The organism is Rathayibacter sp. Leaf296, from assembly GCF_001423045.1.
Lineage (GTDB): Bacteria > Actinomycetota > Actinomycetes > Actinomycetales > Microbacteriaceae > Rathayibacter > Rathayibacter caricis.
The window spans coordinates 676,753-701,548 of record NZ_LMNR01000002.1; the positions used below are offsets into that span (position 1 = coordinate 676,753).

A 24,796-nucleotide genomic window follows, 5' to 3' on the forward strand; every position below is an offset into this window, starting at 1 on the left:
AGGGGTGTCAGACGACAGGGGTGTCAGAGCGCGCCGGGCACGGTGACCCAGGCGCCGGAGTCGGCCGCGTCGAGCACGGCCTGGGTGATGCGGGCGGCGCGGAGTCCGTCGTCGAAGGTCGGCAGACCCTCGACCTCGGCTCCGGCGATCGCGGCGTACGTGTCGCGGGCGAACGCCGTGAACGCGTCCTGATAGCCCATCGGATGCCCGCTGGGCACGATCGAGAGGCGGGCCGCGTCGGGAGCGAGGATCGCGCCGTCGCGCGGCACGAGCACCGCGCTGTCGCGTCGCCCGACCCAGAGCGTCTCGGGCAGCTCCTGCTCGAAGCGCAGCGACTCCTCGAGACCCGACACCTCCAGCACGAGCTCGTTGCGGTGCCCGGCGGTGACCTGCGAGACCAGGAGGGTGCCGACGGCGCCCCCGGCCAGGCGGACGATCGCCCCGGCCACGTCCTCGGTCTCGACCGCACGGCCGCCCCGCTCGGCGTGGATCGTGCTCGTGATCGCCGCGAGCGACTCGATCCGCTCGCCCGTCACGAACTCGAGCAGGTCGACCAGGTGCGAGCCGATGTCGCCGAAGGCGCGCGAGCGCCCGCCGGCGGCCGGATCCACGCGCCAATTGTCCTCGGACGCGCCCAGCAGCCAGTCCTGCAGGTAGCTGCCGCGCACCGTCACCAGCCGGCCGGTCTCCCCCGCGGCGACCCGGGCGCGCGCCTCGCGCACCATCGCGTGGAACCGGTAGGCGAACGGCACGGTGGCGACGATCCCCGCGGCGGATGCGGCGCTCGCGAGCGACTCCGCCTCGGCCACGGCCCCCGCCAGCGGCTTCTCGCACACCACGTGCTTGCCCGCGTCGATCGCCGCGAGGGCGAGCTCGGCGTGGCTGGCGTTGGGGGTGCAGACGTGGATCACGTCGATGTCGTCGTCCTCGATCAGCGCCCGCGCGTCGGCGTAGGCGCGCTCGAAGCCGAGCTCGCCCGCCGCCCTCTCGCCCTTCTCGGGGCTGGAGGAGGCGACGCCGGCCAGGACCGCGCCGGCGCTGCGGGCCGCCCGGCTGTGCACGGCGGCCATGAACCCGCCGCCGAGCACGCCGACGCGCAGGGCTCCGCCCATCAGGCCAGGGTCGCTTCGCTCGGGTCCCAGTCCTCGGGGACAGCGGGACGGGGCGCGACGGTGCTCTCGACGAGCACCTTCTCGCCCGTCTCGGCCGCCTCGAGGAGCGACAGCATCACGTCGGTCACGTGGTAGGCGAGGTCGCCGGACGCCGCCTCGGGCCGATCGGCCCGGATCGCCCGGGCGAGCTCGAGCACTCCGGTGCCGCGCGAGAACGTCGAGCCGGTGGCCGTGACGACCTCCGGCTCCGTCTCGCCGCGGCGGTACAGGGTGACCTCGCCGTCGTGCATGTTGGGGTCCGGCAGCACGAGCGTGCCCTCGGAGCCGTTGATCTCGACGAAACCCATCCGCTGCATGCTCGACTCGAAGCTCCAGACGCCCTGCGCCGAGGCGCCGGACTCGAAGCGGAGCAGTCCGCCGATGTGCGTGGGGATCGTCACCGGGAACTCGGTCCCCTCGCGCGGGCCGGAGCCGACGACGCGGGTCGCGCGGGCCTGCGAGGAGACCGCGGTGACGCTCTCGACGGGGCCGAGGTTCTGCACGAGCGTCGTGATGTAGTACGGCCCCATGTCCAGCAGCGGGCCGCCGCCGGGCGCGAAGAAGAACTCGGGGTTCGGGTGCCAGCCCTCGGGGCCGGGGCCCTGGAACAGCGTGATGGCCGAGAGCGGCGTGCCGATCGCTCCGCTCTCGATGACCCGCTGCGCGGTCTGCAGGCCCGCGCCGAGGAAGGTGTCCGGTGCCGTCGCGACGCGCAGCCCCTTCTCCTTCGCCAGCGCCAGCAGCTCGACGCCGCTGTCGCGGTCGAGCGAGAAGGGCTTCTCGGTCCAGACGTGCTTGCCTGCCTCGAGGGCCCGGCGGGCGACCTCGACGTGCGCGGCCGGGATCGTCAGGTTGACGACGATCTCGATGCCGGGGTGCGCGAGGAGCTCCTCGACGGTGCCCGATCCGGGGACGCCGAACGCCTCGGCCTGGGCCTTCGCGCGCTCGAGGTCGATGTCGGCCACGAAGAGCACCTCGAGGTCGGGGAAGACCGTGAGGTTGGTGAGGTACTGGGTGCTGATGTTCCCGGCGCCGATGACGCCGACGCCGACGCGTCCCGCGCCGCTCATGCGGAGAGCTCCGAGACGTAGGAGAAGCCGGTGGTCAGGCCCTCGAAGATGTCGCCCGCGTAGGCGTCGAACTCGAGCACGGGGAGCGCCTGCGGGGCGGCGGCGAGGATCGACGGGATGTCCATCGCGCCCTTCCCGGCGGGGAGCTGCTCCTGCGTGTCGCTCGAGACCGGGCCGTCCTTGATGTGCAGGAAGCGGACCTTCTCGCCGAGGCGGCCGAGCACCGCGGCGGGGTCGTCGCCGCCCACCGCGGCCCAGTAGGTGTCCAGCTCGAGCACGATCCGGTCGTCGAGCAGGCTCGCGAGGTGCTCGAAGGCGCTGAGGCCGTCGACGCGGTTCTCGAACTCGAAGGCGTGGTTGTGGTAGCCGAGGGCGAGTCCGCGCGAGGCGGCGGAGTCGACGAGCGCGTTGAGCTCGTCGGCGATCGTCTTCACGTCGTCGGCGGTGGTCCAGCGGGTCGGGTCCACGTGCGGATCGATCACGGTCTGCACGCCGAGCGACGCGGCGATGTCGAGGATCTCGTCGACGGAGGTGCCCTCCTGCGGCCCGAGGAGGCGCGCGTGGGCGCTGGGTGCCGTCAGGCCGCTGGCGGGCAGCGCCGAGCGGTAGCCCTCCGCGAGGTCGACGAACGAGAAGAGCTCGACCTTCGTGAAGCCGATGCCGGCCAGGCGGTCGAGGGTGGCGGGCAGGTCGGCGGCGAGAGGCTCGCGGACCGAGTAGAGCTGGACGGAGAGGTCTGTGGATGTGGCCACCGGGGGTGCTCCTGATCGACGTCGAACGTGGGTGCTCCGAACCCTACGCGGACTTTTGACCAGCAACAAGCAGAACTTCGCGACTCGGCGGGAGAAGTCGACGACGTCGCCAGCAGAAGGTACGGCGCTGTGGTTGACTTCCGCCATGCCGACCCGCCGCCGCTCCGCCACGAGCGCCCCGGGCGAGCTGCTCCTCCTCCTCTCCGACGGCGACGCCCGCACCCGCGCCGACGTGGTCGCCGAGACCGGGCTCCCCCGCGCGGCGGTCTCGGCTCAGCTCGACCTGCTGGCCGCCACCGGCCTCGTCGTCCGGCGCGACGACGCCCCCTCCTCCGGCGGCCGCCCCGCCGCCCGCATCGCGTTCGATCCGAGCGCCCGCAGCCTGCTGGCGATCGACCTCGGGGCCGCGCACGCGACCATCGCCCTCACCGACCTCGACGGCGTCGTCCTGGCCGAGAGGCGCGAGGCGATCGCGATCGCCGACGGACCGCTCGCCGTCCTGAGCCACGCACTCGACACCGCGGCAGCCCTGCTCACCGGGGCCCCCGCCGCGGGCCCGCTCGCCGGCGTCGGCGTCGGAGTCCCCGGGCCGGTCGAGCACGCCACCGGCCGCCCCGTGAAGCCGCCGATCATGCCCGGCTGGGACCGCTTCGACATCCCCGCCTTCGTCGCGCGCACCCTGCCCGTGCCCGTGCTCGTCGACAACGACGTGAACCTCCTCGCCCTCGGCGAGCACGCCGACCACTACGCCGGCGTCGACGACCTCCTCTACGTGAAGGTCTCCACCGGCATCGGCGCCGGCATCGTCAGCGGAGGCGCGCTGCAGCGCGGCGCCCTCGGCGCGGCCGGCGACCTCGGGCACGTGCAGGTGCCGGGCGATCACGGCGACGCCGACCTCGAGGCCATCGCGAGCGGCTCCGCGATCGCCCGCCGGCTGGGCGGCGACGTGAGCAGCACCTCCGACGTCGTGCGACTGCTGAATGCGGGCGACCCGACGGCCGTCGAGCTGACCCGGGCCGCCGGCCGCGACATCGGCGAGGTGCTCGCCACGTGCGTGAACCTGCTCAACCCCTCCGTCATCGTCATCGGCGGCAGCATCGCGGAGGCGAGCCACGAGGTCCTCGCGGGCGTCCGGGAGGTCGTCTACCGCCGCTCCCTCCCCCTGGCCACGCGCTCGCTCGACATCGTGCAGGCCTCCGGCGACCGCGGCGGCGGCGTCCGCGGAGCCGCCCTGATGGTGCGCCGCCACCTCCTCTCCCCCGCGGTCGTCGACTCCTTCCTCGCCGCCTCCTGACCCTCCTCCGGATCCTGCGAGATGCCACTTCGGTACGCGACACGCCGCCGGAGACGTACCGGAGTGGCATCTCGCGGAGTCGTCCCCAGTCTCGCGCTCGGCGAACGCCGGAGCCCCGCGTGCCGATTCGGCAGCGCCCCGGAACGGGCGCAGAATGTATCGGTGCCCGATCTGCAGCTCACGTTCCCCTGGGAGACGCAGCCCGTCTTCCGGGAGGCCGAGCCGCCGCACCTCAAGCGGGTCGTCGCCCACTCCGGTGATCGCGTCGCCTGGCTGCGCGCCCGCTCCCGGGGCATCACGGCGACGGATGTGGCCCGCCTCTCCTCGGCCGCCGCGATCGACCGCGTCGCGCTCGACAAGCTCTACGGCAGCGGCTTCGGCGGCAACGCGTTCACCGATCACGGCCGGGCCCGCGAGCCCGAGATCGCCGCGTGGGTGCTCCGCGAGCACGAGATCGAGCCCAGCAGCACCCTCTTCCACGCGAGCCAGGAGCGGCGCCACCTCGCCACCCCCGACGGGATCGGTCTGCGCGAGGACGGCCGGCTCGAGCTCTGCGAGATCAAGACCACGACCAAGCCCTGGCGCAGCATCCCGCGCCACTACCTCCGGCAGGTCTTCTGGCAGCAGTACGTGCTCGGGGCCGAGCGCACGCTGGTCGTCTGGGAGCAGCACCGCGACTTCGTCCCGATCGACGCCGAGCCCGAGTTCCGCTGGGTCGACCGCGACGAGGACGAGATCCACGTCCTCGTCCGTCTCGCGGGCATGCTGATGGCCGAGCTGCACGAGAGAACCCGCGCGGGCGCGCGGTGACCGTCCTCCTCCTCCACGGCCTGGGCGGCGACCGCTCCCAGCCGCTGGGGCTGCTCCGTCCGGCCCTGCCCGCCGGCAGCGAGGTGATCGCGCTCGACGTCCGCGCGCACGGCGCCTCCGAGCTCCTGGGCGCGAGCGCCGACTTCTCGCTCGACTCCCTCGCCGACGAGGTCACCGAGCAGGTCGTCCGGGCCGGAGCCGCGCACAAGCCGCTCACGGTGCTCGGCATCTCGATGGGCGCGGCGATCGCCCTGCGCCTCGCCGCCCGGCGGTTCCTGCCGATCGACCGCGCCGTCTTCGTCCGTCCCGCGTTCACCTCGGAGCCCCTGCCCGAGAACCTCGCGGTGTTCCCCGTCCTCGCCCAGCTGCTGCACGACCACGGCGCCAAGCGCGGCGAGCGGGTGTTCCGCGCGTCCGGGCTCTTCCATCGCGCCCAGGAGGAGTCGCCCGCCGGCGCCGAGGCGCTCGCGCTGCAGTTCCGCGCGCCGAACGCGGAGGAGCGCGCCGTCCGCCTCGCCGAGATCCCGCGGAACGCGGCCTACCGCGACTCGACCGAGCTGGCGCAGGTCATCGCGCGGACGCTCGTGATCGCCGCCGAGCGCGATCCGGTGCACCCGGTCGCCGTCGCGGAGCAGTGGGCGAGAGGTCTTCCGGAGGCACGGCTCGAGCGGGTCCCGCCGCGGGACGACGGCCAGCAGCGGCAGACGGAGCTGCTGCGGGGACACGTCCGCGACTGGCTCGCGCAGAGCTGAGCTCCTCGCGCGCGAGGACCGCGCCCACGATCGCCAGCCACAGCAGGGCGATCCCGGTGGCGACGAACTCGAGCGTGCCGCCCAGGCGCATCCAGACCCGGAGGAGCGAGAGGATCGCGCCCGCGCCCGCGACCACCGCGACCGCGATCCCGGCGACCAGCGAGAGGCGGGCGACCGCCGGCCGCTCCCGCGCCGTGGCGAGCTGCAGCATCGCGACGCACGCCGACGCGAAGCCGAGCACGGCGGCGCTCGTGTGGATCAGGTCCTGCCAGCTGAAGCTCGGCCCGACCGGCAGCGGGCAGCCGGCCGTGCAGGTCACCTGCGAGGCGAGGGCGAAGCACGCCGACGCCAGCAGGAGGGCCAGCGCGGGCGGGAGAGCCGGCAGCAGCCGCGTGTGCACCGCGCGGGCGCCGATCGCGACGGCCGTGCCTCCCGCGGCGACCAGGAGCAGTGCCGCCTGCACGACCCCCGCGGTCGGCATGTCGGGAGCGCCCATCTCGCTGACGTAGACCCAGCGGGTGAGGCTCAGGCGCGCACCCAGCAGCAGCGCCAGGCCGGCCAGGACGAGCACGGAACCGGCGATCAGCAGGGGGCCCTCGACTCGTCCGCGCTGCATCCCCCCATCGTGCCAGACCGCGCCTCCGAGCCCGCCTCACCTCCCGTACGGGGGACCGAGAGCCAATCTTCTCGGGCGGGTGACACCGCCGTAACAGCCCGGACTCATTACCTCGGTTGACTGATCGCGGCGCTCGGAGACGGGGTCGGGGGACGCGCGCCAGCGCGTCGCCCACCCCTGGATCCACCACCGGGGCCGGGACACAGGAAGGGCGATGATGCACAGCAGTGCGCTCGGACACGGCCTCACGATCGGCGAGATCCCGGAGGAGGTGGTCCTGCCCGACACCATGACGGCGGCGGTCATCGACGCACCGGGCGACGCCTCGGTGCTGCACCTCGCGACCGTGCCGACCCCCACGGCCATCAACGCCGAGTTCACCGTCAAGGTGGTCGCGGCCGGAGTGAATCCGCTCGACGTGAAGACGCGCGCGGGCCGCGGAGTCGCGTCGCAGATCCCCTCCTACCCCGCGGTCCTCGGCCACGACTTCTCCGGCGTCGTCGTCTCGAGCCCGTACCCGGCGCACCCGCTGCGCCCCGGCGACGAGGTCTACGGCTTCGTGATGGTGCCCCGCTACTCCGGCTCCTACGCCCAGTACGTCAGCGTGCCCAGCGTCTCCGTCTCGCGGAAGCCCTCGACGCTCTCGCACGTCGAGGCGGCCGGCGTGCCGCTCGCCGCGCTCACCGCGTGGGGCATGGTCGTCGAGCTCGCCAAGGCGCACGAGGGCCAGCGGATCCTCATCCACGCCGGATCGGGCGGAGTCGGCCACTTCGCGGTGCAGTTCGCCGCCTACTTCGGCGCCTCCGTCATCGCGACCGGATCCACGCGCAACCTGCAGTGGCTGCGCGAGCTCGGCGCCTCCCAGGTCGTCGACCACACCGCCGAGCGCTTCGACGAGGTGCTCGCCGACGTCGACGTCGTGATCGACCTCGTCGGCAACGTGCACGACGAGACCGGCTCCCGCTCGCTGCGCGTGCTGCGACCCGGCGGACTCATCGTGAACGCGCCGACCGGCAGCTGGCCCGGGTTCTTCGAGGAGGCGGCCGCCGCGGGAGTGCGCGCGTCGACGTTCAAGGTCGCGCCCGACGGAGCGACGCTGGCCGTGGTCTCGCGCCTGCTCGAGTCGGGCGACGTGCGCGTCTTCATCGACGGCGTCTTCCCGCTCGAGAAGGCGTCGGAGGCCCACGAGCAGCTCGAGACCGGTCACACCCGCGGCAAGATCGTCCTCACCGTCTGCGAGGGCTGACCCTCCCGGATCAGGGCAGCGGCCGCTCCAGCACGAAGTCGTCCTCGTAGCGGTCGCCGACGAGGAAGCGCTTCTCCCCCACCACCGCGAAGCCGTGCCGCGCGTAGAACCGCTGCGCGCGCTCGTTGAGCCGGTTCACTCCGAGCCACACCCCGGCGGCCCCGCTCCCCCGGGCGTCCTCGAGCGACTCCTCCATCAGCGCGGAGGCGACCCCGCTCCCCTGGCTGCCGGGCAGGACGTAGCACTTGCTCAGCTCGACGGTCGGCCGCAGGCGGGCCGCGGCGGCCGCATCGGCGTCGCCCGGTTCGCCCCGCACGAGCATCGTGTAGCCGATCGCAGCCCCGGAGTCGTCCTCCGCGACGAACAGCGACCGATCCGGATCCGCGAGGTAGCCCACGAAGCGCTCCTCCGACAGCACCGTGCGGATGAACGCGGCCTTCGCCTCCTCGCTCGTGTGCGGCGGGCAGGCGAGCGGGAACGTGAGCGCGGCGACGCGGGCGAGCTCGCGGGCATGGGACCCGACCGCCCGACGGATCACGGCACCGTCCGTCCGGCCCCTCGACTGCGGGTCCATTCAGCCCCCGAACATCTGCTTGCCGAAGACGATCACGACGATGCCGGCCGCGACCGCCACCGCGGCGAGGCCGAAGCACAGCACCGCGACGGCCCGCCCCTGAGCGGGCCGTCCCTCGACGGAGCCGTCGGCGACGGCCGACGCGCGCACCCCCAGGGCGAACAGGGCGGGCAGCCCGGCGCCGAACAGCAGCCCGACGACGAGGACCTGCAGGACGGATCCGCCGATGGCGGCGAGGTCGATGCTCATCGCGAGCCCTCCACGGTGACGGGGCGGACGGGTTCGGGAACCGGCACGGCGGCCTCCCAGTCCTCGGTGACGTTGTCGGCGGTGATCGGAGAGCGGCGCGAGTGCAGCCACATCGCGGTCGCGGCGGCCACGAGAAGCACGAAGACGACCAGCACGCCGCCGAGTCCGCCCACCGCGTTCGCGAGCAGCCAGCAGAGCGCCCCCACGACAGCGGCGGCCGGGAGCGTGATGAACCAGGCGAGGACCATCCGGCCCGCCACCCGCCAGCGGACCGAGCCGCCGGGGAGCCCGAGGCCCGAGCCCAGGATCGAGCCGGTCGCCACGTGCGTGGTCGATAGCGGCAGGCCGAGGTGGCTCGACGTCAGGATGATGGCGGCCGAGGACGTGTCGGCCGCGAGGCCCTGCGGAGCCGTGATGTCGACGAGGCCCTTGCCGAGCGTCCGGATGATGCGCCAGCCGCCGAGGTAGGTGCCGAGCGCGATCGCGACGGCGCACGACGCCTTGACCCAGAACGGCACGTCGCTCTCGGGAGTCGCCGCTCCGTAGGCGATGAGCGCGAGGAAGATGACGCCCATCGTCTTCTGCGCGTCGTTGGTCCCGTGCGCCAGTGAGATGAGCGAGGCGGAGCCGATCTGGCCGTAGCGGAACCGGCGCTCGGACGACTCACGCGGCAGCGAGCGCGTGATGCGGGTGATGAGGCGGGTGCCCGTCGCCGCGACGAGCGAGGCGATCACCGGAGCGAGGAGCGCCGGCACGACGACCTTCGCCAGCACTCCGTCCCACTTCACGCCGTTCAGCCCCGCGACCAGACCCCAGACGAGCGCGGCGCCGATGAGGCCGCCGAAGAGGGCGTGCGAGGAGCTGGAGGGCAGGCCGAAGAGCCACGTCGCGAGGTTCCAGATGATGCCGCCCACGAGTCCCGCGAAGACGATGAGCATCAGCTGCTCGCCCTGCGCGGCGCTGAGGTCGACCACATCGCCGCCGACGGTCTTCGCGACCTCGATCGAGAGGAACGCGCCCACCAGGTTGAGGACCGCCGAGAGGGCGACCGCGCGCTTGGGCTTCAGTGCCCCCGTCGCGATCGACGACGCCATCGCGTTGCCGGTGTCGTGGAACCCGTTCGTGAAGTCGAAGGCGAGTGCGGTGGTGATCACCAGGATCAGGACGAGCAGTTCGGGCACGACGAACAGTGTGCGTCGCGCCCCGCGGCACGCCAAGCGTCCGGGAGCCGCCGCGCCGCTCGTTCACCCGACGTTCACCTTCACGCGGTTGTGCCGGACCCCGGACGACGAAGGAGGGGGCCCGCCGAAGCGGACCCCCTCCTGTCGGTGCTGCAGTGCAGCGCCTCCGACTTACGCGAGGACGTTGACGTCCAGCGGGATGCCGGGGCCGAAGGTCGTCGAGACGGCGGCCTTCTGGATGTAGCGGCCCTTCGAGGAGGAGGGCTTGAGGCGGTTGATCTCGTCGAGAGCCGTCTTGAAGTTCTCCTGGAGCTGCTCCTCGGTGAACGCGGCCTTGCCGACGACGAGGTGCACGTTGGCGTGCTTGTCGACGCGGAACTCGATCTTTCCGCCCTTGATCTCGTTCACGGCCTTGGCCACGTCCGGGGTCACGGTGCCGGTCTTCGGGTTGGGCATGAGGCCGCGGGGGCCGAGCACCTTTCCGAGACGGCCGACCTGGCCCATCAGCTCCGGCGTCGAGACGGCGGAGTCGAACGCGACGTAACCGCCGGCGACCTTCTCGATGAGCTCGGCGCCGCCGACCTCGTCGGCGCCCGCGGCGATCGCGGCCTCAGCGGCCGGACCGGTCGCGAACACGATGACGCGGGCGGTCTTGCCCGTGCCGTGCGGCAGGATGACCGTGCCGCGGACCATCTGGTCCGCCTTGCGCGGGTCGACGCCCAGCTTCAGCGCGACCTCGACGGTGCTGTTGAACTTCGCGGAGCCGGTCTCGCGAGCGAGCGCGACAGCCTCCTCGGCGGTGTAGTACTTGCCCTCTTCGAGCTTGGCCGCGGCGGCCCGGTAGGCCTTCGACTTCTGTGCCATGTTGTTTCTCCTTGAAACGAGAATGTGGTTCTAGAGCCTGGCGGGCTCTCCCACGGGTGTTGAGTTCTGGAAGGGCGAGGACTAGCCCTCGACAGTGATTCCCATGCTGCGCGCCGTGCCGGCGATGATCTTCGCGGCGGCGTCGATGTCGTTGGCGTTCAGGTCGACCTGCTTCGCCTCGGCGATCTCGCGGACCTGCGCCTGGGTGAGCTTCGCGACCTTCACGGTGTGCGGGGTCGAGGAGCCCTTGGCGACGCCGGCAGCCTTCTTGATGAGCTCCGCGGCGGGCGGGGTCTTCAGGATGAAGGTGAACGAGCGGTCCTCGTAGACGGTGATCTCGACGGGGATGACGTTGCCGCGCTGCGACTCGGTCTGCGCGTTGTACGCCTTGCAGAACTCCATGATGTTGACGCCGTGCTGACCGAGCGCCGGACCGATCGGGGGCGCGGGGTTCGCCGCGCCGGCCTTGATCTGGAGCTTGATCAGGCCGGTGACCTTCTTCTTGGGGGCCATTCTGATTCCTTTTCTCAGGGTTCGAGTGGTCGGGGGTTCCCGGCCGCTCTCCCGCGCACCCGACGGAGTCGGATCGCGGTGGAGGAGGGTCGGTCGGCGCGCACGCGGACGGGCGCCGACACGAAAACCCGTACGAGCTTACACGGGTATCGCCACTCCCGACAGGGCGGATCCGCCCGCCGGAGCACTCACCGCGCAGCCGAGCACCCCCGGAACGGCGAACGCCCCCTCCGCAGCAGCGGAGAGGGCGTCGACGCGACGTCGGGACGTCAGAGCTTGGTGACCTGGTCGAACGACAGCTCGACGGGGGTCTCGCGCTCGAACAGCGACACGAGCACCGTGAGCTTGCCGCTCTCGGGCTTGATCTCGCTGATGGAGCCGGGGAGCCCGGCGAACGAGCCCTCCTTGATGGTGATGGTCTCGCCGATCTCGAAGTCGACCTCGGCGGGCAGCACGCGCTGGGCCTGCTTCTGGCCCTTCGCGCCGGGCGCCTTCGAGGGGGCGACGTCCTTGATCTCGACGAGGCTCTTCAGCATCGTGAAGGCCTCCTCGAAGCGCAGCGGAGTCGGGTTGTGGGCGTTGCCCACGAAGCCGGTCACGCCCGGGGTGTGGCGGACGACCGACCACGAGTCCTCGTTGAGGTCCATGCGCACCAGCACGTAGCCGGGGATGCGCACGCGGGTGACCATCTTGCGCTGGCCGTTCTTGATCTCGACCACGTCCTCCATCGGGACCTGGACCTCGAAGATGTAGTCCTCGGCCTCGAGCGAGACCTTGCGGTTCTCGATGTTCGACTTCACGCGCTTCTCGAAGCCGGCGTAGGAGTGGATGACGTACCACTTGCCGGGCTTGCCGCGGAGCTCCGTGCGGAACGCCTCGTAGGGGTCGATGTCGGCGAGGTCCTCGCCGGCGGCCTCCGCGTCCTCGGCGGCGACCTCGGCCTCGTCCTCGACGGCCTCGAGGGCCGCTTCGGCCTCCTCGACGGTGTCGATGTGCGCGGCCTCGTCGACGGCGCGGTCGGCATCGGGGTCGTCGACCGACCCGATGGCGTCGAGCGCGGCCTCGAGGTCGGACGCGAGGTCCTCCTCGGACTCGTTCTCGTCGATGACGCTCAGGGCGCCCTCCTCGGCGGGCTCGACGGAGTCCTCCGCCTGCGTGAGGGTGCCGCCCTCCTGCGTCTCCTCGACCTCCGACGACTGCTCGGCAGCCGTCGACCAGTCGACGTCGTCGCGGTTTCTGTCAGACACTCGTCACAACTCTCTCTCGATCGATGCGGTCGGCGCCCCGAGGGCGCGTCCCGCTGTGGCCGGCGTCCTCCGCTGAGCGGATCGGGACGCCGCCGGGTCAGGCGCCCGGTGTGCCGAAGACGTACGTGACGGCCAGCGCGAACACCCAGTCGAGGAACGACACCAGCGCCATCATGATGACGACGAAGATCAGGACCACCACGACGTAGTTGCCGAGTTCTTTCCTGGTCGGCGTCACGACCTTCTTCAGCTCGGCGATGACCTGCCGGATGAAGAGGGCGATCCGCGCGAACGGATTGCGCCGCGCCGCACGCTGCTGATTCGCGATCGCGACGACGTCCTCGCTCGGCTCGTCGACTGCTTTCCCGGCCACCTGCACGCACCTTTCCCGCACCGGAACCTCCGGTGTGGCCGGCCGCCCATCGGGCGACCCTGGACCGATGTCCGCTGCATCGCGGGGACCGCGTGCGACGGGCATCGATGTGCAGGGCGGACAGGGCTCGAACCTGCAACCTGCGGTTTTGGAGACCGCTGCTCTACCAATTGAGCCACCGCCCTATGGATGCCGTTGCGGGCATCCGAGGAGGAACCGAACCCCGCAGCACCCGTCGCAGCCCTGTCGGGCGCGGTGAAGAGTGGCAGAGTTCGACTACCTCGGAAGAGTGTACGTGGACCCGCCAGGAGTGTCCAGCCGGGCCCCGGCGCTCGGATGCGGCCTCGCGCGCGCAGAGGATACGCTGGCGCTCGTGTCTGCTCCCACGCGCGTCTCCGCCCGAATCTCCGCCATCGCCGAGTCCGCGACCCTCAAGGTCGACGCGAAGGCCAAGGCCCTCCAGGCGCAGGGGCGCCCCGTCATCTCGTACGCGGCGGGAGAGCCGGACTTCCGCACTCCCGAGCACATCGTCGAGGCCGCGTCGGCCGCCGTGCTCGACCCCAAGAACTACCGCTACACCCCGGCGGCGGGCCTGCCGGATCTCCGCGCCGCGATCGCCGAGAAGACGGCGCGCGACTCCGGATGGGCCGTCGAGGCGTCGCAGGTCGTCGTGACCAACGGCGGCAAGCAGGCCGTCTACCAGGCGTTCCAGACCCTCCTCGACGACGGCGACGAGGTCCTCGTGCCGACCCCCTACTGGACCACCTACCCCGAGGCGATCAAGCTCGCCGGCGGCGTGCAGGTCGACGTCTTCGCCGGAGCCGACCAGGGCTACCTCGTCACGGTCGAGCAGCTCGAGGAGGCGCGCACCGAGCGCACCAAGGTCCTCCTGTTCGTCTCGCCGTCGAATCCCACCGGAGCGGTCTACTCGGCCGAGCAGACCCGCGCCATCGGCGAGTGGGCGCAGGAGCACGGTCTCTGGGTCATCGCCGACGAGATCTACCAGAACCTCGTCTACGCCGTCGACGGCCAGGACGACGCCGGCCCCCTCGAGCGCGCGACCTCCATCGTCGAGGCCGTTCCGGAGCTGCGCGACCGCACGATCCTCGTCAACGGAGTCGCGAAGACCTACGCGATGACCGGCTGGCGCGTCGGATGGATGGTCGGCCCCGCCGACGCGATCTCGGGCGCCTCGAACCTGCAGTCGCACCTCTCGAGCAACGTCTCGAACATCTCGCAGCGCGCCGCCATCGCCGCGCTGACGGGCCCGCAGGAGCCGGCCGAGGAGATGCGCCTCGCGTTCGACCGCCGCCGCCGCACCATCGTGGCCGAGCTGAACGCGATTGACGGCGTCGACTGCCCCACCCCGGGCGGCGCGTTCTACGTCTACCCCGACGTCCGGGGCCTGCTGAACCGCGAGTGGGACGGCGTCACGCCCACCACCTCCCTCGAGCTGGCCGACCTGATCCTCGAGAAGGCCGAGGTCGCCACCGTCCCCGGAGAGGCCTTCGGCCCGAGCGGATACCTGCGCCTCTCCTACGCCCTCGGCGACGACGCCCTGCTCGAGGGCGTGCGGCGGCTGCAGAAGCTGTTCCGTTAAGCCTCTCTCCTCCTCCTTCGTCGTCGTCGATCGGCCGCAGTCGGCTCCTGAAGATGATCGCGTTCCGCAGAGCGGGTCGCGTCCGCCTACGGCGATCCGCTGACACGCGGATCACCGGTGACGCTCGGCCGTACGGGGAACCTCTCTCCTCCTTCGTCGTCGATCGGCCGCAGTCGGCTCGTGGAGTGCTGCTGCGCCTCTCTCCTCCTCCGTCGTCGATCGGCCGCGGTCGGCGAGCTAGGTGGTCGCGGTTCGTAGAGCGGGAAGCGTCCGCCTACGGCGATCCGCTCGCACGCGGATCACCGGTCCGGCTCGGCCGTGTCGGCGAGCCGGTGGCCGCCGCTTCCAGCGCTCGGGAGTGCCAGAGGTGGGGGACGAGGGGGGAAATCGCAAGAGGGGGTGGCGAAAAGGGTGCAGAGCTGTCAATGGGGGCCGGGACAGGGCACGCTGGTGCGATGAGCCCTGACGCAGCAGTCCGAGTCCGAGATCTGCGGAAGGACTACGGTGGCGCGCCGGCACTGACCGGCATCTCGTTCGACATCCACCGCGGAGAGACGTTCGCCCTGCTCGGACCCAACGGCGCAGGCAAGTCGACGACGATCGAGATCCTCGAGGGCTACCGCGACCGCTCCGGCGGCGAGGCCTCGGTGCTCGGAGTCGACCCGCGCCACGGCGACCTCGCCTGGAAGTCCCGGCTCGGCATCGTGCTGCAGTCCAGCGGAGAGTCCGGCAACGCGACGGTCCGCGAGCAGATCGCGCACTTCGCCGGCCTCTACCCGCGTCCGCGCGACGTCGACGAGACCATCGAGGCCGTCGGCCTCACATCGAAGGCGCGCTCGCGCATCGGCAAGCTCTCGGGCGGTCAGCGCCGCAGGGTCGACGTCGCCCTGGGCATCATCGGGCGTCCCGAACTGGTGTTCCTCGACGAGCCCACCACGGGCTTCGACCCGGAGGCGCGGCACTCGTTCTGGGAGCTCGTCGCGCTCCTGAAGAGCGAGGGCACCACGATCCTCCTCACCACCCACTACCTCGACGAGGCCGCCCGTCTCGGCGACCGGGCCGCGGTCATCGCCGGCGGACGGCTCCTGGCCATCGGCCCGATCGGCGAGATCGGCGGCGACGAGGCGCGGGTGCCCATCGTGCAGTGGGAGGAGGACGGCGTGCTCCACCGCGTCCGCACGAGCGAGCCGACCCGCTTCGTCGCCGAGCTCTCGGCGCGTCTCGGCGAGCCGCCGGCTCTCGAGGTCCAGCGGCCCAGCCTCGAGGACATCTACCTCGACCTCATCCGGGACGACCGGGCGAGCGACGGCGGCATCGCCCTCGACATGATCGGAGAGCCGGCATGAGCGCGATCACCCAGGCCCGGCCCCGCACCCGCCTGCGCACCGGACCGGGCCGCACCCTGCGCCTGGGCGCCGCCCGCGCCCGCTACGAGGTCCGCTCCTACTTCCGGGCACCCGACCAGGTGTTCTTCACCTTCCTCTTCCCGGTGCTGCTGCTCACGATCTTCTCGGTCGCGTTCGGCGAGAACGCGATCATGCAGGCGAACCCGCAGGATCCGGGCATCACCATGGCCGAGTACTACGTGCCCGGGCTGGTCGCCGCGGGAATCCTGCTCTCGGGCGTGCAGAACCTCGGCGTCGACATCGCGGTGGAGCGGAGCGACGGCACGCTGAAGCGCCTCGCCGGCGCCCCGCTGCCCGTGCTGAGCTACTTCCTCGGGAAGTTCGGCCAGGTGCTGGTCACGAGCGTCGCGCAGACGGCGCTGCTGCTGGTCGTCGCCGCCACGGCCTTCTCGGTCGAGCTCCCGACCGACGGCGGGCGCTGGGCGACCTTCACGTGGATCTACCTCGCCGGAGTCGCGACCTCCGCGATCCTCGGCATCGCGGTCTCGGCGCTCCCCCGGTCCGGCAAGAGCGCGACCGCGGTGATCGTGCCGCCGCTGCTGGTCCTGCAGTTCATCTCGGGCTCGTACCTGTCGTTCACCACGCTGCCCGACTGGCTGCAGAACATCGCGAGCGTGTTCCCGCTGAAGTGGATCGCCCAGGGCATGCGCGCCGTGTTCCTTCCCGCCGACTTCGAGCAGCTCGAGGTCGACGGCGCCTGGGATCTCGGCGGCGTGGCCATCGTGCTCGCCGTCTGGCTCGTCCTCGGGCTCCTCGCGAGCCGCCTGACGTTCCGCTGGATCCGCCGCGACGCCTGACCGGATAGGGCGGCGGCCCTCACTGATCGAGCAGCGGCCGCGTATCGAGATCCGCCCCAGCCTGCCATCGCGGGTCTCGATACGCCGCTCCGCGGCTACCCGACCAGCACGGGACGGCCGCGCCGCCTCAGACCGCGGTGCCGACGACCACGGGCTCGGGGTGCAGCAGCACGCCGAACTCCGAGAGCACGCGGCCCTGGACGTAGCGGGCGAGCTCCGCGACCTCCTCGGCGCGGGCGCCGCCGCGGTTGGTCAGCGCGAGGGTGTGCTTGCTCGACACGGCCGCTCGCGAGCCCGGCAGGGCGAAACCGCGCGAGACTCCGGAGTGCTCGATCAGCCAGGCGGCGCTGAGCTTGACGAGGGCGTCGGGAGCCGAGGGCGCGGGCAGACCGATCGGCGCGCCCGCGGCGACCGAGTCGAGCGGAGTGACGACATCGGCCTCGGCGGCCGGCTCGACCGGCCAGCGCGGTGCGGTCGGCGGCAGCCCGGCGGCAGCGGCGCTCGTGACGATCGGGTTCGTGAAGAAGGACCCCGCGCTGGCGGTGTCGGGGTCGTCGGCGTCGAGCACCATGCCCTTGGAGGCGCGCAGCCGGAGCACCGTCTCGCGCACGCGGTCGACGGGGACCCGGTCCCCCAGCTCGACACCGAGTGCCGAGGCGAGCTGCGCGTACGCGATCGGGGCGCCGACCCCCTCCGTCTCCTCGAGGGCGAACTCGACGGCGAGGACCGCGCCGCGACGGCCCTGCTTGAGGACCGAGGTGCGGTAGCCGAGCTCGAGCTCGGCCCCGGTGAGGCGCACGGGCTCGCGGGCGCCCTCGTCGAGGAAGTCGACGGCGACGAGCGTGTCGCTGAGCTCCTGGCCGTACGCGCCGATGTTCTGCACGGGCGAGGCTCCGACGGTCCCGGGGATCCCGCTGAGGGCCTCCAATCCGGTCCAGCCGTTCCGGACGGTGGTCGCGACCAGCCCGTCCCACGACTCGCCCGCCTGGACGCGCAGGTGCACGGAGCCGGGCCGGTCCGAGTCCAGCCGCTCGACTCCCGTCGTGCGGACGCGGACGACCGCGCCCTCGACCCCATCGTCGCCGATGAGGAGGTTCGACCCCCCTCCCAGCAGCAGCCAGGGCTCGTCGTCGGCCCACAGCTCCTGCAGCACCGAGACCAGCTCGGTCGCGGTGGCGGGCTCGAAGTAGCGCTCGGGAGCGCCGCCGACGCGCAGGGTGGTCAGCGTGGAGAGGGACGGCGGCGTCATCGGCACCGGGTCAGACGAGTCGGACGCGCGCCTGGGCCTTGCCCAGCACGGCCTGGCCGGCGACCGAGACCACCAGATCGACCCTCACCCAGCCGGCCTCGGCGTCGATCGCTCCGACCTTCGCGACCACGTCGACGTCGGCGCCCTCGCGGGGGTCGACGACGACGGGACGGGTGAAGCGGACCTGGTAGTCGAGGATGCGGCCGGGATCGCCGACCCAGTCGACGACGACCTGGACCGCGGTGCCCATGGTGAGCATCCCGTGCGCGAGGACGCCGGGGAGCCCGACCTCGGCGGCGACGTCCTCGCGGTAGTGGATCGGGTTGAAGTCGCCCGACGCACCCGCGTAGCGCACGAGGGTGTCGCGCTCGAAGTGCAGACGGCGCTCGGCGAGGACCTGGCCCTGCTGGAGCTCGGCGAGGACGGGGAGCGGCGCGAGCGGCTCCCCGGTGGACACGGCGGCGGACTCGGTGCTCATTCGTCTCCCCTGACGACGAGGGTGGACACGGCGGTGACGACGTGCGCGCCGTCGCTGTCGGTGACGGCGGACTCCATCGTCACCATGGAGTGCGGACCGAGCTGCTTGACGCTCGAGACGCTCAGCACGGCCACGAGCTCGTCGCCGGCGACGATGGGGCGGGAGTGCACGAAGCGCTGGTCGCCGTGGACGACCCGGCTGAAGTCGATCCCGGAGTCGGGCTCGGCCAGCACCTGCGAGACGGTGAGCTCCTGCAGCACGACGGCGAACGTCGGCGGGGCGATCACATCGGCGTACCCGGCGCGGCGCGCGGCCTCGGGGTCGTGGTGGAGCGGAGAGGTGGCGAGCACGGCGCGCGCGAATTCGCGGACCTTCTCTCGACCCACCTGGTAGACGGCGGTGGGCGCGAAGGCGCGGCCGGTCAGTTCGGGGTTCACGGGCACCCGGTCAGTGTACGCGGTGCCCCTCTCGGGTCAGCGGCCTCCCCTCGCCCGGGTGGCACGCGCGTATGACCATCCGCAATTTCCCATGCCGGTATGGGTGACCCGCGCGCATTCTTCTCGGAAGCTGGCCAGCATGTCGACACCCCTCCCCGAGCGCGACTGGGCCGAGTACGCCCGCGAGCTCGGCACCAACCTCCACCGCGCGCGCATGGCCAAGAACGAGAGCCAGGAGCGCGTCGCCCACGCCGCCGGACTCGCGGGCTACACCTACCAGAAGTTCGAGAAGGGGGAGTCGAAGCCCGGCTCCCCCGCGAACCCGCAGCTGAAGACCCTCTTCGCGCTCTGCGAGGCGCTGGACGTCGAACTGGCGGACCTGCTCCCGCCGAATCCTCCCCGCGTCTCATCCCGCGACTCCTCGTAGCAGGAGCGCCCGCTCGACCGCCCGGACGAGGCGGGCGGCTCCGCTGAGATCGAGATCGAGTGCGCCGAGCGCGTCGGACTCGATCCGGAGCCGCTCCTCGCCGTCGTCGCCAGGACGGCAGACCGAGACGTGCACGACGAGCGCCTCGGGCTCGTCGGCGGAGACCTCGGGCCGCCACCGCACGACCGGCACACTGCGCCCCTCGGAGCGGTGCAGCCGCCGCGTCCGCCCTCCCACCTCGTCGTGCTCGCCCGCGCACCACATCGGGCACCCGTGGTCGAGCCCGCCGTCCTGTCGTCCGTCCATGTTCCGCACCAATCGCTCGAGGCGCACAGCACACCAGTCGGCACCGACATCGAGGAGGGCCCTCGACCGCGTCCCGTCGCGGGTGTGGACAGCCTCCGACCCCTCCCCCTCTGTGGAGGAGAGTCGACAGCTTCCCATACCGGAGTGGGGCCTTTCGGGATCCGGCGCGAGGAGCGACGGGTGCGGCGCGCGCGGCGCTCCGCTCACCTCCGCCCGTCCGCCCGCAGCTGCGAGGATCGGGGCATGACGGTCCTGCGCGAACTCGCCCTCGGCGCCCGCCTCTTCCTCCGCGGCTTCGGCGCCTGGGTGCGCTCGCCCCGCGCGATGCTGCTGGGGGCGATCCCACCGCTGATCGTGGGCCTCGTGTTCCTCGGCCTGCTCGTGCTCGTCGTGACCCGCGTGGGCGACGTCGTCACCGCGCTGACCCCGTTCGCCGACGGATGGAGCGACACGTGGGCGTCGAACGCACGACTGGCCATCTCGATCGCGGCGGTCGGCGCCCTCGTCGCCCTCGGGGTCGTGGTGTTCGCGGCGGTCACCCTGCTGGTGGGCGATCCGTTCTACGAGCGGATCTGGCGCGGCGTCGAGGACGAGCTCGGCGGGGTGCCCGACGAGCGGGAATCCGGATTCTGGGCGGGACTCGCCCGCTCGCTGCGCGACTCCGCCGTGCTCATCGCGACGTCGCTGGGCATCGGGATCGTGCTGGTGCTGCTGGGCGTGATCCCGATCGTCGGCCAGGTGATCGGCCTCGTCGCGGGCGCCCTCGTCGGCGGTCGCGCGCTCGCCCTCGAGCTCACGGGCTTCGCCGGCGACGCCCGCGGCATGGCCCTCGGCGAACGGCGACGGCTCCTCGGCGAGCGCCGGGCCGTGTCGCTCGGCTTCGGGATCGCCGTCTACCTCGCGTTCCTCGTCCCGGGCGGCGCGGTCATCGCCACCCCCGCTGCGACCGCGGGGGCGACGCTCCTGCTGCGGACCCTCCGGGGCGAGACGACCGAGCGCGTCGCTGCGTCCGCGACCCCCTGATCCGCTTGGCCGCCCGGGCGGGCGTCCCCTAGACTCCCCCCGTGCGCACGTCGACTCGAAGCCCCTGGTGGCCCGCCTCCTAGGCGGACCGACGCGCGAACCCCTCGCACACGACCGCCTCATCCGGGCGGTCGTTCTGCATGTCAGGGCCCGGGTGAGGGACACCCCGAACCAAGGACCACGATGACCTCGCTCCTCTCCCGCATCCTCTCCTCCGACGGAACGCTGCCGTTCGCCGTCGTGCTCCGGCAGGGCCGGTCCGAGGTGGACGTCTTCACCGGCGACGTCGTCGACGTCGAGGGGCTCGCCGACATCCCGCTGAACGGTGAGGACGTCCTCACCCTCGTCCCCTACCGCCAGGTGCGCGAGCGCGGGTTCGCCGCGAAGGACGACGGAGCGCCGCTGCGCAACCTGATCGTCCGCGAGCGCGAGAGCGTGCCTTTGGAGGAGGTGCTCCGTCTGCTGCCCGAGCGCGAGATCCCGGTCGAGGAGCGCGGGTTCGACGTGCCCGACGAGGAGTACGCCGACATCGTGCGGCGCGTGATCGAGAACGAGATCGGCCGCGGGGAGGGCGCGAACTTCGTCATCAACCGCGCGTTCGTCGCCCACACCGACGCTCCCCCGGTCGAGGCGGTGCTGGCCTGGTTCCGCCGGCTGCTGACCGACGAGTCGGGCGCCTACTGGACCTTCGCGATCCACACACCCGGCGTCGACGGCGCCCAGACCGTGACCGCGGTCGGAGCGACCCCCGAGCGGCACGTCTCGGTGCGCGACGGCGTCGCGATGATGAACCCCATCAGCGGCACGTTCCGCCACCCGGCCGCCGGGCCCACGGGCGAGGAGGTGCTCGCATTCCTCGCCGACGTGAAGGAGAGCGAGGAGCTCTTCATGGTCGTGGACGAGGAGATGAAGATGATGAGCGCGGTCTGCCCGAACGGCGGCCGCATCCTCGGCCCCTTCCTCAAGCAGATGTCGCGGCTCAGCCACACCGAGTACCTCCTCGAGGGGCGCACCGACCTCGACGTCCGCGAGGTGCTGCGCCTGACGATGTTCGCGCCCACCGTCACCGGCTCTCCGATGGAGAACGCCTGCGCCGTCATCGCCGAGTACGAGAAGGAGCCGCGCGGCTACTACTCCGGGGTCCTCGCCCTCTTCGAGCCCGAGGAGCACGGCTACACGGTCGACGCCCCGATCCTGATCCGCACCGCCTACCTCCGCCCCGACGGGCGCCTCACCGTGCCCGCGGGCGCGACCCTCGTGCGCCACTCGACCCCGGAGGGGGAGGTCGCCGAGACGCGCGCCAAGGCGTCGGGCGTGCTGTCGGCGCTCGGGCTCCTGCCGGGCCGGGCGGTCCCGCCGGCCGTCGACCTCAACGCGCAGCCCGGAGTCGCCGAGGCGCTCGAGGCGCGCAACGAGCGCCTCGCGTCGTTCTGGCTCCGGCCCCAGGCGCCCGAGCACATCGCCGGGCTCGACGGCCACACCGCACTGATCGTGGACAACGAGGACCAGTTCACGACGATGCTCGCGCACCAGCTGCGGCACCTCGGCATGGATGCCCGGGTCGAGCGCTGGTCGAGCGTGGAGGACGTGCTCACGGACGACCTCGTGGTGTTCGGGCCCGGCCCCGGCGATCCGCGCGACGGGTCCGAGCCGCGCATCGCGCGACTCCGGGAGCTGATGACCGAGCGGCTCGAGTCGGAGCGGCCGATGCTCGCCGTCTGCCTCAGCCACCAGATGCTCTCGCTGCTCGCCGGACTGCCGGTCGAGCCTCTGCCCGCTCCGCGGCAGGGCGTGCGCCTCGCCGTCGACGTCTTCGGCGAGGAGGCGGCGATCGGCTTCTACAACACCTTCTCGTCGGTGGCGGGATCGGGTGTCGAGCGCACCCCGCTGCTCGATCTCGAGGTGTCGGGCGACCCGGTCAGCGGAGTGGTCGACGCGCTCCGCGGCGAGCACGTCGCGTCGGTGCAGGGCCACCTGGAGTCGGTGCTGTCCTCGGACGGGCTGCGCACGCTCGAGCGCCTCGTGCGCACCGCGACGGCGCAGCCGGCCCGCGCATGAGCGACGTGCGGCTGATCGCGTCGGACGCCTACTCCCTGGAGCTGCGCTACGCGATCGCCGACAGTGTGCGGGCGGCGGCGGAAGCGGCCAGGGCCTGGCACGGACGCGGCGACAAGGTCGCGGCCGACGCCGCCGCCGTCGCGGCGATGCGGGAGGTGCTCACCGATGCTCCGTTCGACGGGGTCGTGGTGATCGGTGAGGGCGAGAAGGACGAGGCGCCGATGCTCGCGAACGGCGAGCGCCTCGGCCGCGCGACCTCTCCCTCGTGCGACGTGGCGGTCGATCCGCTCGACGGCACCCGGCTGACCGCCGAGGGGCTGCCCGGGTCGGTCTGCGTGATCGCGCTGGCGCCGCGGGGCACGCTCTTCGATCCGCGCGACGTCTTCTACATGGACAAGCTGGTCTGCTCGGCGGCGGGTGCGGGAGTCGTCTCGCTCGACCGCTCCCCCGGCGACAACGCGCGGGCGCTGGCGGGGGCACTGGGCAGGCCTGTGGAGGAGCTCGTGGTCGCGGTGCTCGACAAGCCGCGGCACGTCGCCCTGATCGCCGAGCTCCGGGGCGTCGGAGTCGCGCTGTCGCTGCGCGGCGAAGGCGACGTGTCGGTCGCGATCGAGGCGGCCGACCCCGACGGCGCGGTCGATCTGGTTCTCGGCATCGGGGGGACGCCGGAGGGCGTCGTCGCGGCGTGCGCCGTGCGCGCGCTGGGCGGCGTGATGGAGGGGCGGCTCGCGCCGCAGACGGACGGCGAGCGGGCGAACGCTCTGACGGCCGGTCACGACCTGGAGCGGCTGCTGCGGCTGGAGGACCTGGTCGCCTCGGACGACGTGCTCTTCGCGGGCTGCGCCGTCTGACGGCGGCCGGACGCAGAAGAACCCCGGCTCACGAGGAGCCGGGGTTCTTCCGGAACGTAGCGGGAGCGGGACTTGAACCCGCGACACCACGATTATGAGCCGTGTGCTCTAACCACCTGAGCTACCCCGCCGCGCGTTCTTCGCAGGCTCGACCTGCGGGGAACGGAGCCCCCTGTGGGAATCGGACCCACTACCTCTTCCTTACCAAGGAAGTGCTCTACCAATGAGCTAAGGGGGCGCACCTGCGGGCTCCGGCCCCGGGGGGCCTGCCCCTCTCGGGGCGTGCCCGCGATTTGGCACCGTTAGACAATAGCACCTCGCTGGAGGGGCGGTGACCGCGGGTGGGGCGGTGCGGAGCGGCCGGATCGGGACCCGCCGCCCCGGGAGACGGCGATCTCGATACGCCCGCTGCGCGGGCTACTCGATCCGCAAGAGAGACCTGCTGGTCGAGTAGTGCCGCGGGCGCGTCTCGAGACCCGCCCGCCTAGGAGTGGCTCGCCGCGTCGAGGGAGGCGAGCTCGGCCTCGCCGAGGACGAGGGTCGCGGAGGCGACCAGGGCGGGGAGCTGCTCCATCACCCGGGCGCTGGCGATCGGCGCGACGACGCCGGGCTGGGAGCGGAGCCAGGCCAGCGCGACCGTGGCGACCTCGACTCCGTGCCCCTCCGCCACCGCATCGAGAGCGCCGAGCACCCGGCGACCGCGGTCGTCGAGGTACTGCGCGGCTCCGGAGGCACGCGGCGAGTCGGACGTCGTGCCGTCGCGGTACTTGCCGGTCAGGAACCCGGAGGCGAGGGCGTAGTAGGGGACGACCGCCAGGCCGTGCTCGCGGGCGAGCGGCAGCAGGTCGGCCTCGATGCCGCGCTCGACCAGGTTGTAGTGCGGCTGCAGGGCGACCGGCGCGTGCAGTCCCTCCGCGGCGGCGATGCGCAGCCACTCAGCGATGCGCTCGGCGCTGAAGTTCGAGACGCCGATCGCGCGCACCAGGCCCTCGTCGACGAGCTCCGAGAAGACGCGGGCGATGTCCTCCATCGCGACCGCGTCGTCGTCGAAGTGGGCGTAGTAGAGGTCGATGCGGTCGGTGCGCAGGCGCTCGAGCGAGGCGCGGGCGGCGGCGCGGACGGTGTTGGGGGCGAGGCCTTGGAACTCGGGGTGGCGGCTGACCTTCGTCGCTACGACCACGTCGTCGCGGTCCGAGCGGCGGCTCAGCCACTCGCCGATGATCGTCTCGGACTCGCCGCCCTTGTTGCCGGGGACCCACGCCGAGTAGGAGTCGGCGGTGTCGATGAAGTTCCCGCCCGCGGCCACGTAGCCGTCGAGGACGTCGAAGGAGGTCTGGCGTCCCGCGGTCCAGCCGAAGACGTTGCCGCCGAGCGAGAGCGGGAAGACCTCGATGCCGGAGTCGCCGAGCGGTGCGCGGGTGGAGGAGTCGTGGGCGGTGGGGGCGCTGTCGATCGTCATGATCCGATTCAAC

The 24,796-nt window shown here is 72.3% G+C and carries 26 protein-coding genes, 3 tRNA genes and 1 pseudogene; 11 read left to right on the plus strand and 19 right to left on the minus strand.

Translation table 11 applies throughout. The features are described 5' to 3' along the window. Positions 1-23 precede the first annotated feature (23 nt). The 3 genes from ASF46_RS13370 to ASF46_RS13380 are packed head-to-tail and all read right to left on the minus strand — an operon-like array spanning position 24 to position 2,973. Positions 24-1,112 carry a Gfo/Idh/MocA family protein gene (locus tag ASF46_RS13370; RefSeq protein WP_082485490.1) on the minus strand — a complete coding sequence of 363 codons (1,089 nt, stop codon included), beginning with the start codon at positions 1,110-1,112 and terminating at the stop codon, positions 24-26. Further along, positions 1,112-2,221, minus strand: a complete 1,110-nt coding sequence (locus tag ASF46_RS13375) for a Gfo/Idh/MocA family protein (protein WP_056868038.1) — start codon at positions 2,219-2,221, stop codon at positions 1,112-1,114. The genes ASF46_RS13370 and ASF46_RS13375 overlap by 1 nt, the downstream gene beginning before the upstream one ends. Beyond that, positions 2,218-2,973, minus strand: a complete 756-nt coding sequence (locus ASF46_RS13380) for a sugar phosphate isomerase/epimerase family protein (RefSeq protein ID WP_056868039.1) — start codon at positions 2,971-2,973, stop codon at positions 2,218-2,220. Before ASF46_RS13380 ends, ASF46_RS13375 begins: the two co-directional genes overlap by 4 nt. A gap of 145 nt (positions 2,974-3,118) precedes the next feature. Between ASF46_RS13380 and ASF46_RS13385 the strand changes: the two genes are divergently transcribed. The 3 genes from ASF46_RS13385 (at position 3,119) to ASF46_RS19770 (ending at position 5,829) form a co-directional block, all read left to right on the plus strand. Then, positions 3,119-4,267 carry an ROK family transcriptional regulator gene (locus ASF46_RS13385; protein ID WP_056868040.1) on the plus strand — a complete coding sequence of 383 codons (1,149 nt, stop codon included), beginning with the start codon at positions 3,119-3,121 and terminating at the stop codon, positions 4,265-4,267. 162 nt (positions 4,268-4,429) lie between these two features. Next, positions 4,430-5,077 (plus strand): YqaJ viral recombinase family protein, encoded by a 648-nt coding sequence (locus ASF46_RS19445; protein WP_055790644.1) that lies wholly within the window; start codon positions 4,430-4,432, stop codon positions 5,075-5,077. Next, positions 5,074-5,829, plus strand: a complete 756-nt coding sequence (locus tag ASF46_RS19770) for an alpha/beta fold hydrolase (RefSeq protein WP_056868041.1) — start codon at positions 5,074-5,076, stop codon at positions 5,827-5,829. The genes ASF46_RS19445 and ASF46_RS19770 overlap by 4 nt, the downstream gene beginning before the upstream one ends. A 31-nt stretch (positions 5,830-5,860) precedes the next feature. Here the strand turns inward: ASF46_RS19770 and ASF46_RS18870 are convergent. After that, a pseudogene (locus ASF46_RS18870) lies at positions 5,861-6,445 on the minus strand (DUF998 domain-containing protein); the annotation flags it as partial. Between the two features lie 217 nt (positions 6,446-6,662). Between ASF46_RS18870 and ASF46_RS13405 the strand changes: the two are divergent. Then, entirely contained in the window at positions 6,663-7,691 is a 1,029-nt protein-coding gene (locus tag ASF46_RS13405; RefSeq protein WP_416351499.1) for an NADP-dependent oxidoreductase, read from the plus strand. Positions 7,692-7,701: 10 nt separating this feature from the next. Here ASF46_RS13405 and ASF46_RS13410 read toward each other — a convergent pair whose 3' ends face one another. The 8 genes from ASF46_RS13410 to ASF46_RS13445 all read right to left on the minus strand — a co-directional run bounded on the left by ASF46_RS13410 (position 7,702) and on the right by ASF46_RS13445 (position 12,877). Then, positions 7,702-8,265, minus strand: coding sequence for a GNAT family N-acetyltransferase (locus ASF46_RS13410; protein WP_056868043.1), 564 nt, complete (start codon positions 8,263-8,265; stop codon positions 7,702-7,704). Continuing rightward, positions 8,266-8,514 carry a hypothetical protein gene (locus tag ASF46_RS13415; RefSeq protein WP_056868044.1) on the minus strand — a complete coding sequence of 83 codons (249 nt, stop codon included), beginning with the start codon at positions 8,512-8,514 and terminating at the stop codon, positions 8,266-8,268. Beyond that, entirely contained in the window at positions 8,511-9,695 is a 1,185-nt protein-coding gene (locus tag ASF46_RS13420) for an inorganic phosphate transporter (RefSeq protein WP_055791549.1), read from the minus strand. The genes ASF46_RS13415 and ASF46_RS13420 overlap by 4 nt, the downstream gene beginning before the upstream one ends. A gap of 171 nt (positions 9,696-9,866) precedes the next feature. Beyond that, a complete protein-coding gene (gene rplA, locus ASF46_RS13425; RefSeq protein WP_055790630.1) occupies positions 9,867-10,559 on the minus strand; it encodes a 50S ribosomal protein L1 in 693 nt (230 codons plus the stop codon). 81 nt (positions 10,560-10,640) lie between these two features. Continuing rightward, the gene (rplK, locus tag ASF46_RS13430; RefSeq protein ID WP_055790620.1) at positions 10,641-11,072 is read right to left on the minus strand and encodes a 50S ribosomal protein L11; all 432 of its coding nucleotides are present in this window, start codon (positions 11,070-11,072) and stop codon (positions 10,641-10,643) included. Positions 11,073-11,341: 269 nt separating this feature from the next. Continuing rightward, complete coding sequence (gene nusG, locus ASF46_RS13435; RefSeq protein WP_055790617.1) at positions 11,342-12,319, minus strand: transcription termination/antitermination protein NusG; 978 nt, start codon at positions 12,317-12,319, stop codon at positions 11,342-11,344. Between the two features lie 97 nt (positions 12,320-12,416). Further along, positions 12,417-12,692: a preprotein translocase subunit SecE gene (secE, locus tag ASF46_RS13440; RefSeq protein WP_055790614.1), complete on the minus strand. Its 276-nt coding sequence runs from the start codon at positions 12,690-12,692 to the stop codon at positions 12,417-12,419. A gap of 112 nt (positions 12,693-12,804) precedes the next feature. Continuing rightward, a tRNA-Trp gene (locus tag ASF46_RS13445) sits at positions 12,805-12,877 on the minus strand. A 188-nt stretch (positions 12,878-13,065) separates the two neighbouring features. On the opposite strand from ASF46_RS13445, the gene ASF46_RS13450 reads away from it, so the two are divergent. From ASF46_RS13450 to ASF46_RS13460, 3 genes are all read left to right on the plus strand, one after another. Then, positions 13,066-14,292 carry a pyridoxal phosphate-dependent aminotransferase gene (locus ASF46_RS13450; RefSeq protein WP_056868045.1) on the plus strand — a complete coding sequence of 409 codons (1,227 nt, stop codon included), beginning with the start codon at positions 13,066-13,068 and terminating at the stop codon, positions 14,290-14,292. Positions 14,293-14,747: 455 nt separating this feature from the next. Continuing rightward, positions 14,748-15,638, plus strand: coding sequence for an ABC transporter ATP-binding protein (locus tag ASF46_RS13455; RefSeq protein ID WP_056868046.1), 891 nt, complete (start codon positions 14,748-14,750; stop codon positions 15,636-15,638). Next, the gene (locus ASF46_RS13460) at positions 15,635-16,495 is read left to right on the plus strand and encodes an ABC transporter permease (protein WP_056868047.1); all 861 of its coding nucleotides are present in this window, start codon (positions 15,635-15,637) and stop codon (positions 16,493-16,495) included. Before ASF46_RS13455 ends, ASF46_RS13460 begins: the two co-directional genes overlap by 4 nt. Before the next feature lie 127 nt (positions 16,496-16,622). On the opposite strand, the gene ASF46_RS13465 is transcribed toward ASF46_RS13460, so the two are convergent. From ASF46_RS13465 to ASF46_RS13475, 3 genes are read right to left on the minus strand one after another with little or no spacing between them, the layout of a single operon-like run. After that, entirely contained in the window at positions 16,623-17,744 is a 1,122-nt protein-coding gene (locus tag ASF46_RS13465; protein ID WP_056868048.1) for a UDP-N-acetylmuramate dehydrogenase, read from the minus strand. 10 nt (positions 17,745-17,754) lie between these two features. Further along, entirely contained in the window at positions 17,755-18,222 is a 468-nt protein-coding gene (locus ASF46_RS13470) for a MaoC/PaaZ C-terminal domain-containing protein (RefSeq protein ID WP_082485493.1), read from the minus strand. Beyond that, on the minus strand, positions 18,219-18,665 hold the full coding sequence (locus tag ASF46_RS13475; protein WP_082481220.1) for an FAS1-like dehydratase domain-containing protein: 447 nt from the start codon (positions 18,663-18,665) through the stop codon (positions 18,219-18,221). Before ASF46_RS13475 ends, ASF46_RS13470 begins: the two co-directional genes overlap by 4 nt. 133 nt (positions 18,666-18,798) lie before the next feature. Here ASF46_RS13475 and ASF46_RS13480 point away from each other — a divergent pair, with 133 nt between their 5' ends. After that, the gene (locus ASF46_RS13480; protein ID WP_056868049.1) at positions 18,799-19,086 is read left to right on the plus strand and encodes a helix-turn-helix domain-containing protein; all 288 of its coding nucleotides are present in this window, start codon (positions 18,799-18,801) and stop codon (positions 19,084-19,086) included. Here the strand turns inward: ASF46_RS13480 and ASF46_RS13485 are convergent. Beyond that, positions 19,066-19,392 (minus strand): DUF6907 domain-containing protein, encoded by a 327-nt coding sequence (locus ASF46_RS13485; RefSeq protein ID WP_157602520.1) that lies wholly within the window; start codon positions 19,390-19,392, stop codon positions 19,066-19,068. The genes ASF46_RS13480 and ASF46_RS13485 overlap by 21 nt on opposite strands. Before the next feature lie 243 nt (positions 19,393-19,635). Between ASF46_RS13485 and ASF46_RS13490 the strand changes: the two genes are divergently transcribed. The 3 genes from ASF46_RS13490 to ASF46_RS13500 all read left to right on the plus strand — a co-directional run bounded on the left by ASF46_RS13490 (position 19,636) and on the right by ASF46_RS13500 (position 23,324). After that, entirely contained in the window at positions 19,636-20,415 is a 780-nt protein-coding gene (locus ASF46_RS13490; RefSeq protein ID WP_056868051.1) for an EI24 domain-containing protein, read from the plus strand. Positions 20,416-20,598: 183 nt separating this feature from the next. Continuing rightward, positions 20,599-22,473 (plus strand): anthranilate synthase family protein, encoded by a 1,875-nt coding sequence (locus ASF46_RS13495; protein WP_056868052.1) that lies wholly within the window; start codon positions 20,599-20,601, stop codon positions 22,471-22,473. After that, complete coding sequence (locus tag ASF46_RS13500; protein WP_056868053.1) at positions 22,470-23,324, plus strand: fructose-bisphosphatase class II family protein; 855 nt, start codon at positions 22,470-22,472, stop codon at positions 23,322-23,324. The genes ASF46_RS13495 and ASF46_RS13500 overlap by 4 nt, the downstream gene beginning before the upstream one ends. A gap of 57 nt (positions 23,325-23,381) precedes the next feature. Here the strand turns inward: ASF46_RS13500 and ASF46_RS13505 are convergent. From ASF46_RS13505 to ASF46_RS13515, 3 genes are all read right to left on the minus strand, one after another. Further along, positions 23,382-23,455 (minus strand) — tRNA-Met (locus ASF46_RS13505). 35 nt (positions 23,456-23,490) lie between these two features. Beyond that, positions 23,491-23,562 (minus strand) — tRNA-Thr (locus ASF46_RS13510). Between the two features lie 246 nt (positions 23,563-23,808). Beyond that, on the minus strand, positions 23,809-24,783 hold the full coding sequence (locus ASF46_RS13515) for an aldo/keto reductase (RefSeq protein WP_056868054.1): 975 nt from the start codon (positions 24,781-24,783) through the stop codon (positions 23,809-23,811). Positions 24,784-24,796 lie beyond the last annotated feature (13 nt).

Coding starts and splice junctions, on each gene's coding strand:
- ASF46_RS13370 (WP_082485490.1), bottom strand. CDS start 1,112: ATGGGCGGAGCCCTGCGCGTCGGCGTGCTCGGCGGCGGGTTCATGGCC.
- ASF46_RS13375 (WP_056868038.1), bottom strand. CDS start 2,221: ATGAGCGGCGCGGGACGCGTCGGCGTCGGCGTCATCGGCGCCGGGAAC.
- ASF46_RS13385 (WP_056868040.1), top strand. CDS start 3,119: ATGCCGACCCGCCGCCGCTCCGCCACGAGCGCCCCGGGCGAGCTGCTC.
- ASF46_RS13405 (WP_416351499.1), top strand. CDS start 6,663: ATGCACAGCAGTGCGCTCGGACACGGCCTCACGATCGGCGAGATCCCG.
- ASF46_RS13410 (WP_056868043.1), bottom strand. CDS start 8,265: ATGGACCCGCAGTCGAGGGGCCGGACGGACGGTGCCGTGATCCGTCGG.
- ASF46_RS13415 (WP_056868044.1), bottom strand. CDS start 8,514: ATGAGCATCGACCTCGCCGCCATCGGCGGATCCGTCCTGCAGGTCCTC.
- rplA (WP_055790630.1), bottom strand. CDS start 10,559: ATGGCACAGAAGTCGAAGGCCTACCGGGCCGCCGCGGCCAAGCTCGAA.
- rplK (WP_055790620.1), bottom strand. CDS start 11,072: ATGGCCCCCAAGAAGAAGGTCACCGGCCTGATCAAGCTCCAGATCAAG.
- ASF46_RS13455 (WP_056868046.1), top strand. CDS start 14,748: ATGAGCCCTGACGCAGCAGTCCGAGTCCGAGATCTGCGGAAGGACTAC.
- ASF46_RS13460 (WP_056868047.1), top strand. CDS start 15,635: ATGAGCGCGATCACCCAGGCCCGGCCCCGCACCCGCCTGCGCACCGGA.
- ASF46_RS13465 (WP_056868048.1), bottom strand. CDS start 17,744: ATGACGCCGCCGTCCCTCTCCACGCTGACCACCCTGCGCGTCGGCGGC.
- ASF46_RS13470 (WP_082485493.1), bottom strand. CDS start 18,222: ATGAGCACCGAGTCCGCCGCCGTGTCCACCGGGGAGCCGCTCGCGCCG.
- ASF46_RS13480 (WP_056868049.1), top strand. CDS start 18,799: ATGTCGACACCCCTCCCCGAGCGCGACTGGGCCGAGTACGCCCGCGAG.
- ASF46_RS13485 (WP_157602520.1), bottom strand. CDS start 19,392: ATGGACGGACGACAGGACGGCGGGCTCGACCACGGGTGCCCGATGTGG.
- ASF46_RS13490 (WP_056868051.1), top strand. CDS start 19,636: ATGACGGTCCTGCGCGAACTCGCCCTCGGCGCCCGCCTCTTCCTCCGC.
- ASF46_RS13495 (WP_056868052.1), top strand. CDS start 20,599: ATGACCTCGCTCCTCTCCCGCATCCTCTCCTCCGACGGAACGCTGCCG.
- ASF46_RS13500 (WP_056868053.1), top strand. CDS start 22,470: ATGAGCGACGTGCGGCTGATCGCGTCGGACGCCTACTCCCTGGAGCTG.
- ASF46_RS13515 (WP_056868054.1), bottom strand. CDS start 24,783: ATGACGATCGACAGCGCCCCCACCGCCCACGACTCCTCCACCCGCGCA.